Raw genomic sequence first — 10,901 nt, 5'->3', positions numbered from 1 at the left:
GGCGCGGCCACCTATCGGCCATCAAAATTGACGCCGACCGGACTCCGTAATCGTCGCGCTACAGCAGCATCATCCACATGCCGCGCACGTATTCGCGGGCGTGGCCCCAGTCGCGCTTGGCGGAAAGGTTGCCGAGATAGAGCCGCTCCTGCCGGCCGAGCCTGATCGCGGCGGCGGCGCGGGTGATCTTGCGGGTCACGAAAGTCTCTCCCCGCAGCGGGCTTTCGTGATTGAACAGGATGCCGTTGGACGCATGCATCCCGTAAGCCTCGCGGTAGTTCACCACGATCCAGTAGGCATAGAGCTTGGCGGCGGCGTAAGGCGAACGCGGATAGAACGGCGTGGTCTCGCGCTGGGGCACTTCCTGGACGAGGCCGTAGAGCTCCGAGGTCGAGGCCTGGTAGAACCGGCAGGTCTTTTCCATCCCGAGAATGCGAATCGCCTCCAGGATGCGCAACGTGCCGATGCCATCGGCGTTGGCGGTGTATTCGGGGGTTTCGAAGCTGACCTGGACGTGGCTCTGCGCCGCGAGGTTATAAATCTCGCAAGGCCGTGTTTCCTGCACAATGCGAATCAGGTTTGTCGAGTCGGTCAAGTCTCCATAATGGAGGTGGAACCGCGCGCCCTCGCGGTGCGGATCCTCGTAGATATGCTCGATACGGCCGGTATTGAACGAGGAGGAGCGGCGCTTCAGGCCATGGACCTCATAGCCCTTTTCCAGCAGCAATTCGGCAAGATAGGCCCCGTCCTGTCCGGTCGCGCCGGTGATCAATGCAACTTTGGGTGATGACATCGCCGATCCGATTTCGCTGTTTCGCCTTGCCTTATCGCTCGACCTCGCCGCATTGCAAGCCGGACTTGCTGCGCTGCACCACGCGCGGGGCACATTCCCGCCCGCCGCGGAATTTTCCCGGGCCAATGGGGCAGTCCGGGCATCAGCCGCGACAAATGTTGCAGCGCATTATAATGGTGGTTGATTTTCACGCGATCTTAGGCGATAAGACGTACCAGCAAATTCGATCCAAATCGGAACAGATTAGCGGCGTTACCCACGGCGCAGTCCACGGAGTAGACGATGAAGAGATTTTCCAAAGCTCTCCTCGCCGCAGCGGCGTTGACGACCACAGTAGCGCCGATCGTGGCGAAGGCAGCAGACGTTCGCCCCGCCGATGCCCGCGTTTCCGTCAGCCCGGCAACGATTTCAGCCGCTCCCGAAGGAGTTCGCGCCAATGCCCGGGTCGATGCCTCGCAACAGAGCGAGATTGTCGGCATTCCGCTGGCTGCCCTGATCGCCTCGATCATCGCCGCGCTCGTCGCGCTCGGCATCATCCTGGACGACAACAAGAGCCCCTGAGCATCGCCTGATCGATGCCGGTTGAAGGAGAGCAGGCGAATCGCCTGCTCTTTTTTTTGCCTTTCCCCCATGTCGCGGCGTGTGATTCGCGGTTCCTTGCGTTGGTGGCCTGCGGCCGGGCGGTAAGTGGGGCTGAGCGATTCCGGTACAACCGGCTTTCCTACACTAACCGATATGGTTATATGATTCGACCTCTCTAACCAGGAGGTTGTCTTGAGCGAACCGACTCCCATTCTCGCACCCGGGCAGTTCGTCCCGATCGGCGCCTTGTCATTCGGGGCATTGGGCGGCCCGGCCACCGAAGTCACGCCCGGTACGCCGCTGCCTGTCGGCAGCGTCCTGCCCCCCGCCGCCAGCGCGCCGGTAGCCGGCACGACCTCCGCATCGCAAGTCGCCGGGCCTTTCATTCCCGAGCTGGGCCGGCCCGTCATCCTTGCCCTTTCCGGCGACTGGAGCGGCGCGGTGACGCTGCTGCGCTCGACCGACGAGGGCGAGACCACCCTTCCCGCGACGCTGGCCGGAGACGCGCTGGTATGGCGCGGCAACGCCCAGGAGGCCATCTGGCTCGAGACCGAATCGGGCGCGAGCCTCTGGCTCGACGTGGCTTTGACCGGTGGGGCCCTTTCCTATCGGATCGGGCAATGAACGGCGGGCTCGATATCGCGGCGCGTGGCCTGGCCGCCCGCGCCCTGCGCGCCTCGCGAGTCGCCATCGAGGCGATCGCGCCGCCGCCCGAAGCGGGCATCGTGCCGAGCGCCACGCCGCTCGTCTCGGGCAAGGCCCCGGCCTCGTCGCTCGTCACAGTCTATGTGAACGGCATCGCCAGCGGGACAGCCGCGGCCAGCCCGGATGGCACGTGGGCGCTGCAACTGCCCAGGCAGCTCAACGGCGACTACACGCTCGTCGCGCGCGCTGTTCCCGCATCGGACGTGCTGGCCGTCACGATCAACGACCCATTGCAGCCCCTGACCGACTATCTCGGCCGCGCCGCCCTGTTCGACATGAACCATGCGCGCGGCATCTACTGGACGGATGGCGCAGGGCACGCCGATGGCGCCGACCTGCTCGACGCGGTCGGCGCCAGCGTTTCGGGCATCACGGCGGCGTTCGGCGGGGTGGAGGATGGCGACAGCCCTCACGAGTATTTCCCCAACCCGACATTCGATGCGCTGCCGACGCTGGCCAGCGGCCTGGGCTTCACCGCATCGGCGGTGGCCGGGGAACTCAACATCGTCGCATCGGGTGCCACCAACGGTTACGTCAGCTATGCCCACGCCGGCTACAAGGGCCGCGCGTTCAAGATGACCGCGACCGCCCGGCGCGGCACGATCACGGTCAACCCGCCCGCTTTCGCGCATACGCTGCAAGGCGCCACGCTGGGGGGCAACCTCACGTCCACGGCGGTGTTCGGCGCTTCGGCCGCAACCCTGACGATCTTCGGCTCCGGCGCGGTGACGGGCAGCAGCTATTGGGGCGTGCGCGGCACCAATGCGGGCGACGGCACCTGCTATGTCGACGACTGGACGCTGCGCGAGGTCATGCCGCTGGCCGGATGGGGTGACTGGGCGGACGGGAACAGCGCGGCGGCCGCGCCGGGATGGTCCTGCCTGTTCGACGGCGTGCTGCCGGCGCCGCCGGGCAGCGGCAACGTCGTGCTGGCGCAGGCCGACTCGGGCAGCGAGAACAACCGCATCCTGCTGCGCCTGTCGAGCACCGGCAACCTGCAGCTGATCGTGGTCTACAACGCCGCCGTGCAGACCCCGGCGGTGCAACTGCTGCGCGCGGGCGTGGCGGGCGGCGAGCACGTGCGCGTGGCCTTCGGCATCACGCAGGCCACCAACGATTTCTCCGAAGGACTGACCGTGTCGATCAACGGCGAGCCGCGCCAGGAATACAGCGCCGTCAACCTCAGCGTGCCGGGGGTCTCGCACGTGCGCATCGGCCGCGACAGCGCGGGCACTTCGGTGTTCACCGGCACGATCAACCAGGTGGCGTTCCTCAAGGGCCGCGCGCCGGGCGACTGGTGCGAGTTCGCCTCGCGGCTCGACGATACGCCGGTGGTGACGGGCGGCGACAGCTATGTGAACGGGGCCAACGGCGTCTCGCTCAAGGCGTCGCTGGCCAGCGCGGCCGGCCTGAAGGTGATCGATATCGGCGCGGGCGGGACGACGCTGGCGCAGCAGGTGGCGCGCTATCAGGCCAAGCCCTATCTCGCGCCGCTGCGGTTCGTGCACTGGGACGGTTCGGACAACGGCTTTTCCAGCATCACCGCCGATATCGCCAATTACCAGGCGCTGGCCGACGCGCAGGGCGGCACGGGCCGGTTCGTGTTCCTGGCGCCGGTGGCGGTGCCGAACCCGGCCGCCGCGAGCAACCCGACGCCCGGCGCGCAGTCGATCCGCTGCGCCGACCGCCATGACGCGATGCTGGCGGCGTTCGGCGCGGCCCACGTGTTCGATCCGCTGCCGGCCCTGCAGGCGCTCTCGACCGGCGGCGCCGACGACCTGAACGACGTGGCCGCCGGGCTGGTGCCGCGATCGTGCCTGTTCGACGCAAGCAACGGGCAGGTGCACCTGAGCGGTACGGCGATGGACGCGGTGGCGGCCGCGCTGGTCGCCAGCGGCAAGATCGCGGCGCTGTGATGTTCAGACTACAGCAGGGCGGTCGCTGCTAGCCGGTCACTTGCCCGATCAGCCGGAGGCCGCGTAACCGGGATGCCAGAATGACACTGCAACGGATCGGTCTTGTCGCGTTGGCCGCAACGGCGGTGGTTTCCGCCGCCTACGCCGCGCACAACGCGCGCGAGCAGCCCTCCGTGGCCCGGCGCACCGCGCTGCGTATGCCGACATTGTCGGGGCAGGCCAGCGGGCCTGCCTCGACCTTCGTCCGGCGGGAAAGCCCGGACGAGGCCTTCGCGTTCCGCACCGCGACGCCCGGATCGCAGGCACGGCCAGTAATCGCGCATTACTTTCCGCCCTTTCCGATCACGATCGGCGGGCGCGGGCCAGGACGCGATTATTACGAGGTCCACTACCTGAAGCCCGAGGGCGAGAACGGAAAGTTCGCGCGGGGGGGCGGCTTCCTGCGCGAACGGCCGCTGCCGGGACCGCCGGCGAAGGAACAGTCGAAAGCCGACTTCCGCATCGAAGTGGCGCGCGCCGCCCGGATCGGGATCGATGCTTTCGGGGTCGACCTGCTGCAACTGGGCGGCAAGTCGGGGGGGACGGTGCGCGGCCTGCTCGACGCCGCCGCCACGACCGACCCGCGCTTTCGCATCGCGATCGAACCCGACATGATGGCGCTGAAGACAGCGACACTTGAGGAACTGGTCGCATACCTGACCCGTCTGGCCAAACATCCCGCGGCGATGCGCACCGCCGACGGGCGGCTCGTCATCATGCCTTTCGCCGCCGATGCGCGCGACGCCGCCTTCTGGACAGGCTTTGCCCAGGCCATGGCGAAGGCGGGGGAGCCGATCGCGCTGATACCCGATTTCGTCGATTCGCGATCCTCGGCCGCGCTCGCGGGCATTTCCGCCGCCGGGGCGACCTGGGGATCGCGCGCGAAGAGCGCCGGTGACGGACAGCGCGGCTTCGCGGCGAGCGTGCTGCGGCAGGGCTATCCCGCCTGGGTGGCGACCGCCGCGCCGCAGGACATGCGGCCCAAGAGCCTGGTCGCGCAGGAAGCGCAGGGCAGCCTCTCCTTCGCCGGCAGCCTGCGTGCCGCGATCGACGGCGGCGCCGCCGCCCTGCATCTCGTGACCTGGAACGATTACAGCGAGGGTTCGGAACTGGCACCGTCGAGCGCCACGCGCTTCGGCTATTACGACCTTGCCGCCTATTACATAGCGTGGTTCAAGCAGGGGGCGCCTCCGGCCATTCGCCGTGACGGCTTCGTCGGCCTGCACCGCCGGCAGCTGTTCCGCCCGGCCGACACCAGCCGGGGCGCCGCATGGCAAGTGCGCGGCGATCGCTCCGTCGACCTGGTCGAGATGACGGCCTTCCTGACCGCGCCGGCAGAGCTTGTCATCACCACTGGCGGCAATACCTATCGCCAGGCGGTGAGCGGCGGCTTGCAGCGCGTGACCGCGCCCGCTGGCGCCGGCCCGGTCAAGATGGCGATCGAGCGCGGCGGCCGGACGATCACGGCTTGCAACAGCCCCTGGACGATCGAGGCCGCGCCCGATCGCCACGATCCGCTCTACGCGGGCTTTTCCAGCCTGCGCGGCTGTCACTGACGCGGCGTCAGGCCGCGCCTGCGTTGCCCTTCGGCGGTGTATCGTCAGGCGCGGAACGCATCACGCGCGGCTTGAGGAACCGTGCGGGATTGCCCGAATAGACGCTCCAGGGCTCGATATCGCGCATGGCGACGCAGCGGGCGCCAAGCACCGCGCCATCCCCCACCGTCACGCCCGGCCCGACGAAAGCCTCGGCCGCGATCCAGGCGCGCGCGCCAATATGGATCGGCCGCGTCACGAGCTGGAAATAGGGGTCGGCAATGTCATGCGTGCCGGCGCACAAGTGCGCGCCCTGCGAGACGACGGTGTAGTCGCCGATGCTGATCGGCCCCTGGCAATAGACCGTGACGCCCGGTCCGATACAGACGAAATCGCCGACCGTCAGGTTGCGCGGATGCCAGACCCGCGCACCTGCATAGATCCGCGTGCCCTTGCCCACCCGCGCCCCGAAGCAACGGAGCACAAAAGCGCGCCAGCCCCGGAGCGGCGGGGGCGTCCATGCGGCGAGCAGGGTCCAGGCGACCATCCAGACCAGCCGGAACACGCGGTTGCCCAGCGAAAAGCTGGCTCCGCCGCGATGCTGACCCGTGCTGCGGGCGTCAAGAACGCTCATCCCCTGCTGCCTTTCACGCTGGCGGCCAGCTCGCGATAGAACGCGATCCAGCGCGCGGCGACCACTTCGGTGGAAAAGTGCCCGCTCGCAAGCCCACGCGCGGCACGGGCCCTGACCGCCCATTCGGCTTCCGGCAGATCCATCGCCACCCGCAGCCCCTCGGCGATCTCGTCCGGCCGCGCGCCGATGCGGATCGCGGCCCCGGCGGCAAAGCCTTCGGGCAAATGGCTCGCCTCGGTCATGATCGTCGGCACGCCGGCGGCCCAGGCCTCGAGGATGGCCATGGGCAGGCCTTCGCTGTGCGAGGGCAGGATCACGCAGCGGGCCGCGCGCAGCAGCCGCTCCTTGTCATCGCCGAAGACCGGGCCCAGGAACGTCATGCCCTCGGCCTCGGGCGCCGCGCCCAGGGCCGCGCGCAAGGCGGCGACATCGCTGTCCGCGCCCCAGCCGGCGATCACCAGCTTCCAGCCGCGCTTTCCCGCGCCCGCCTCGCGCCAGGCTTCGACCAGCGCAAGGATGTTCTTCTTGGGATGGATGCGGCCGATCGAGAGCACCGTGGGCGGGGAAAGCGGCAAGCCGGCCGCTTCGGGTATGGCGATGCCGTTGGGAATGACCGTGATCGCCTCGCGGCCGGTCGCGCTGGCGATATCGCCTGCTTCCGCCCCGGTCAGGGCGTGGAACGCGCTGGCCGCGCGCCAGCTCCCGCGTTCGAACCATGCCCTTGCCAGCGCCTTCTTCGCGCGCCCGCGCCCGACGATCCACGGATCGAGCATCCCGTGCGGAGAAATCACATAGGGCCGCCCGGTCCGGTCCGCCCATCGCGCGCCATCGGCCGAAAGATGCGTCCAGATCCCGTGGAGGTGCAGCAGGTCGAGGTCGGCGGCCCGCAGCGCGCGGCCGACCCCCGATCCCCAGCCCAGCGCGGCCGGCCCCAGCACCGGCACGGTGGTGATGGCGATCCCGTCGAACCGCGCGCGATCGCGCTCGTCATCGGGATGGGCGAGCGCAAAGACGTGCGGTGTCATCCCCCGCTCGCGCAGCATCGCCGCGTGCGTCGCCACGGCTTCGAACACGCCGCCATTGGCGCGATTGGCCCACGCGGTCAGCAGGCCGACGCGCATGTCAGGATTGACGCTGGGCGCGGCGGCCGGTCTGCGGAAGCGGTCGCGCGAAGTCCCTGCGGCGATGTCGCAGGAGCAGCTTTTCGGGACTGCGCAGCCCCAGGGTGATGATGGCGCCGACACCTGCCGAGAAGACGACGATCGGCGGAACGATGCCCAGCAACGTGCCGCGCATGAGGATGACCCCGAAGGCCACGACGACGCCGGCGATCAGGCGCGCGCGCGGTCCCGCGTCCCAGTTGCGATTGATCCATCCGTCAAGGCGGGCAATGCCGAAACCCAGGAGGAGCGACAGGGCGGCCGCGCCGTAGATGCCGAAATCGACGTAGAACTCGCTCGGCAACGGCTGCGAGATATTATTGAATTCAAAGCCGGCCGCTTTCGAGGTTATCGCGCCGGTCGGCTCGCCCTTCTCGCTCCAGATGCTGCGCGGAACAAAGAAAAGCGCCGCGGAGATGATCTGCCGGCCGTTCGTCGTGCCTTTCGAATCGTGGTAGATGATCGCGTTCTGGATCGATTGCAGGCCGTCGAAATCGCCCGATTCGAGATAGCTGGTGTAGGACTGCTGCAACGAGCCCGCGCTGCCTTCGCTCACATGCCGCGTCAGCGAATCGACATAAGGCATGGCGAACAGGGCGCCGAACACGAAGGCGACCGTCAGCACGGTTCGCGCCATCGCGCCGCGCAGGTTGTACGTCTGCACCACGAAGAACAGGACGATCCCGAACAGCGCGAAGCGCGCCAGCGCCAGGGGGAAGTTGGTGACAAAGAAGAATGGCGTGTTCAGCAGCAGGAAGTAAAGCGCGATACCGGCCTTTCGCGCCCGCAGGAACAGGATGTAGCAATAGGCGAACGAGACGAAGGTGACGATGCGGGGCAGCGTGACGAGCAGCCCGACCGCGGCCTTGCTGCCCCCGCCCCCACCCGTCTCACCGCGCAGGCCGAACGCGCCGCCGAAGCCGACCGTGGCAAGGAACACCCCCGTCGCCGCGACGGCCGCCACAGTGAAGGCGATCAGCAGCACCTTGTTCGGAAAGATGATCTCGCGTCCGATAAGCTTGGGCGCCCTGCCCATCCGCTGGGATTGATCGCCGATCATGTAGCCGATCATCAGCGAAATGATGAATACCGAGATCAGGCCTGCGGCGCGCAGGCGGATATCCTCGGGATAATGCATCCCGTAAAAGGGAAAGGTGTTGTTCGACCCGTGATGGTAGCCGGGCAGGATCAAGTAGATCGTGAGATAGATCATCACCATCTGCAGTGCCAGATGCATGCGCGCCGATGTCGAGGCCAGGAACAGGATCAGGCTGGCCGCGATGAATTCAAAGGCCAGCAAGCGCACCGAGGCGTCCGGCCCGAAGATGACATCCTCGCGCGCGGTGGTGATGGTCAGAAGCAGGACCGCGATCGCCACCGTGAGCAGGGCACCCGCCAGCGCTGCGAGCGGCCGGTTGCTCACCCCGCTCGCCAGCGCCTGCCGCTGCAGCGCGCCGCGCCTTTTCGCGACCGCGGAAACACGGGCCATCAGGTCGTCTCCCTGCCACGCAAAGCCTGCGCCGGCCTGAACAGCAGGCCGGCCAGAAAACCGAACATCACCATCATCGTGATCGCGCGCAGGGGATAATCGACCAGGCTGTGCGCCATTATCAGCACGATGCCGAAGCCCGCCGCCAGCGCCATCCGCCGCATCTCGCCCGAAAGGCCGGCAACCGCCTTGAGGCGCAGCAGGAACAAGGCGATGAAAACCGCCACCAGCGCGATGGCCGCGATCCCGCCTTCGATGGCGAGTTCCAGGTAATCGTTGTGCGCGTGATTGACCCGGTATTCGTCGATCGCGCCCAGCCGCTCCTGCGTCGCATAGACCGAGGGGAAGGTTCCGATGCCGGTTCCCGCCGGCCAGAACCGCCGGGCCGTATAGACCACGTCGGGCCAGAACTGCAGCCGGGCATCCTGCCCGAAGGTGAAGCGATCAAGCACCTGGCGCGCCACGGGATTGAGCGACAGGAACACCACCAGCGCGAACATCACCGCGAAGGCGCCCCCGGCGGCGTGGCGCCAGTTCACCTTGAGGCCGATGTTCCCGCGCCCGATGAGGAGGAACAGAACAGGGAACGAGACCAGCAGGAGCAGCAGGCCAGCGCGGGAAGCAGCGATCAGGATGCCGGCGGCCAGCCCCAGCAGCAGGGCATAGCGCAGCACTTCCAGCGCCGGTTCCTCGCGCCGTCCGCGCACGAAGATCGCCGCGGTCGCCAGCACGAGAACGACGAGCATGAACAGCGAATGATGGTTGCGGTTGGCGAAGAAGCCGGTCGCCGCCAGCCGGTGCGGGGTATCGTAGATTTCCGCGAAAGTACCGCTGCTGGCCACTTGCAGCCCGCCCACGACGAAGGCGAGCATGGCCATGGCGATCCAGGCCGTCAGCGCGCGGCGGCGCCAGCGCGCCGAGCAGCGCAGCGTCACCGCGAAAGCGGCGATGCCCGGCACCAGCGAAAGCGCCGAGATGATCGTCTGGTCGGGATCGAGAGTAAGCGGCAGATAGCCCTGCGGCCCGGCCTGGGCGCGAATGTCATTGGCCAGCTCGCGCCCCGGCAGGCCCGCGGCGAAGCCGGCGGGCAAGGGCAGCAGTTGCGCGAGCGGCAGCAGGAACGCCAATGCCGCGAGCACCAGCCAGGCCCGCGCCGCCGGATCGATCCGCCATTGGCCGCCGGTCGCGACGAGCAGGGCGATCACCACGAAGCCGGCAAACTGGCACGCGGCATCGAGGTGGGGAAGCGCCGACGCGCCGCCGCCGCCGATCAGGACGGCAAGGACGATCAGCGCGATGGCCGACCACCCGACCAGGGCTTCGTTGGGGGCACGCGAATCGGTGTCCCTCGAACTCACCCGATCCAGCCCGGCAAGTAGAACAGATTGCGGAAGAACTTCCACGTCTTGCCGAGGAAACTGCCTTGGTCGGCGTCGCGAATCAGGCCGGTCACGACGAACTGCTGCAGCACGAAAGTGGCGCCGAGGCCGCTGTACGTAACGTATTTGCGATCCCCCTTGATCGTCACCAGGTCGGGATTGCCCAGATGGTGGCCAATCGCATCCTCCCCCTCGCCGATGCCGATGCCATAGAGCTCAGGACAGCTGTTGGGCTCGGCGGTCGCGCTGAAGCAGGATATGCGGCTGACGCTGCGGTCGCCCGAGAACATCACCGAGAAGGTCGCGCCCGCCTCGACCGGGTAGGTCCACGTCGCGTTGGCCTGATCGATCCGGGCCGGGGCACCGAGCGCGTAGCGCACATCCGCCTCGGTGTCGGAAACGCCGACCACGCCGTAGGCATTTACCCGGAAGTACCACTCCACCAGCGATACGACCAGGTAGAGGCCGACCAGCACCGCGATCAAGGCCTTGACATTCCGCCCCGTTATGAACCCTTTCAGCGAACGCCGCAAACGCGGCCACGTGCCCGTGGGTTTGCTGGGGGTACGCACTCTCTGGCGAACTTTCATACCTCGGTATTGCGCTCCCTATCGCCAAAAATACTCCGCGCAGCCGGTACCGCTTTGAGCCTTGCTGGACTACCTTCGC

The 10,901-nt window shown here is 67.7% G+C and carries 9 protein-coding genes and 1 pseudogene; 4 read left to right on the top strand and 6 right to left on the bottom strand.

The features are described from left to right. Positions 1-64: 64 nt before the first annotated feature. A pseudogene (gmd, locus tag PYV00_RS01985) lies at positions 65-793 on the bottom strand (GDP-mannose 4,6-dehydratase); the annotation flags it as partial. Positions 794-1,138: 345 nt separating this feature from the next. Between gmd and PYV00_RS01980 the strand changes: the two are divergent. From PYV00_RS01980 to PYV00_RS01965, 4 genes are all read left to right on the top strand, one after another. Beyond that, on the top strand, positions 1,139-1,354 hold the full coding sequence (locus PYV00_RS01980) for a hypothetical protein (RefSeq protein ID WP_275226565.1): 216 nt from the start codon (positions 1,139-1,141) through the stop codon (positions 1,352-1,354). Between the two features lie 213 nt (positions 1,355-1,567). Then, positions 1,568-1,999, top strand: coding sequence for a hypothetical protein (locus PYV00_RS01975; RefSeq protein ID WP_275226564.1), 432 nt, complete (start codon positions 1,568-1,570; stop codon positions 1,997-1,999). Beyond that, positions 1,996-3,996: a hypothetical protein gene (locus tag PYV00_RS01970; RefSeq protein WP_275226563.1), complete on the top strand. Its 2,001-nt coding sequence runs from the start codon at positions 1,996-1,998 to the stop codon at positions 3,994-3,996. The genes PYV00_RS01975 and PYV00_RS01970 overlap by 4 nt, the downstream gene beginning before the upstream one ends. 80 nt (positions 3,997-4,076) lie before the next feature. Beyond that, positions 4,077-5,591: an endo-1,3-alpha-glucanase family glycosylhydrolase gene (locus PYV00_RS01965; RefSeq protein WP_275226562.1), complete on the top strand. Its 1,515-nt coding sequence runs from the start codon at positions 4,077-4,079 to the stop codon at positions 5,589-5,591. A 7-nt stretch (positions 5,592-5,598) separates the two neighbouring features. Here PYV00_RS01965 and PYV00_RS01960 read toward each other — a convergent pair whose 3' ends face one another. From PYV00_RS01960 to PYV00_RS01940, 5 genes are read right to left on the bottom strand one after another with little or no spacing between them, the layout of a single operon-like run. Next, the gene (locus PYV00_RS01960) at positions 5,599-6,204 is read right to left on the bottom strand and encodes a putative colanic acid biosynthesis acetyltransferase (protein ID WP_275226561.1); all 606 of its coding nucleotides are present in this window, start codon (positions 6,202-6,204) and stop codon (positions 5,599-5,601) included. Beyond that, positions 6,201-7,325, bottom strand: a complete 1,125-nt coding sequence (locus tag PYV00_RS01955; RefSeq protein WP_275226560.1) for a glycosyltransferase — start codon at positions 7,323-7,325, stop codon at positions 6,201-6,203. The genes PYV00_RS01960 and PYV00_RS01955 overlap by 4 nt, the downstream gene beginning before the upstream one ends. Before the next feature lies 1 nt (position 7,326). After that, entirely contained in the window at positions 7,327-8,853 is a 1,527-nt protein-coding gene (locus PYV00_RS01950; protein WP_275226559.1) for a hypothetical protein, read from the bottom strand. Next, a complete protein-coding gene (locus tag PYV00_RS01945) occupies positions 8,853-10,211 on the bottom strand; it encodes an O-antigen ligase family protein (RefSeq protein ID WP_275226558.1) in 1,359 nt (452 codons plus the stop codon). The genes PYV00_RS01950 and PYV00_RS01945 overlap by 1 nt, the downstream gene beginning before the upstream one ends. Continuing rightward, positions 10,208-10,717 (bottom strand): hypothetical protein, encoded by a 510-nt coding sequence (locus PYV00_RS01940; RefSeq protein ID WP_275226557.1) that lies wholly within the window; start codon positions 10,715-10,717, stop codon positions 10,208-10,210. The genes PYV00_RS01945 and PYV00_RS01940 overlap by 4 nt, the downstream gene beginning before the upstream one ends. Positions 10,718-10,901: the final 184 nt, after the last annotated feature.

This window comes from Novosphingobium album (ex Liu et al. 2023) (assembly GCF_029076845.1).
In the GTDB taxonomy this organism is placed as follows: Bacteria; Pseudomonadota; Alphaproteobacteria; order Sphingomonadales; family Sphingomonadaceae; genus Novosphingobium.
The sequence above is the reverse complement of the archived record's forward strand: the minus strand, read 5'-3'. Positions and strand labels throughout refer to the sequence as shown.

Bases quoted from the DNA above. Each gene is read 5' to 3' on its own strand.
- PYV00_RS01970 (WP_275226563.1), top strand. From the start codon at position 1,996: ATGAACGGCGGGCTCGATATCGCGGCGCGTGGCCTGGCCGCCCGCGCC.
- PYV00_RS01955 (WP_275226560.1), bottom strand. From the start codon at position 7,325: ATGCGCGTCGGCCTGCTGACCGCGTGGGCCAATCGCGCCAATGGCGGC.
- PYV00_RS01965 (WP_275226562.1), top strand. From the start codon at position 4,077: ATGACACTGCAACGGATCGGTCTTGTCGCGTTGGCCGCAACGGCGGTG.
- PYV00_RS01950 (WP_275226559.1), bottom strand. From the start codon at position 8,853: ATGGCCCGTGTTTCCGCGGTCGCGAAAAGGCGCGGCGCGCTGCAGCGG.
- PYV00_RS01960 (WP_275226561.1), bottom strand. From the start codon at position 6,204: ATGAGCGTTCTTGACGCCCGCAGCACGGGTCAGCATCGCGGCGGAGCC.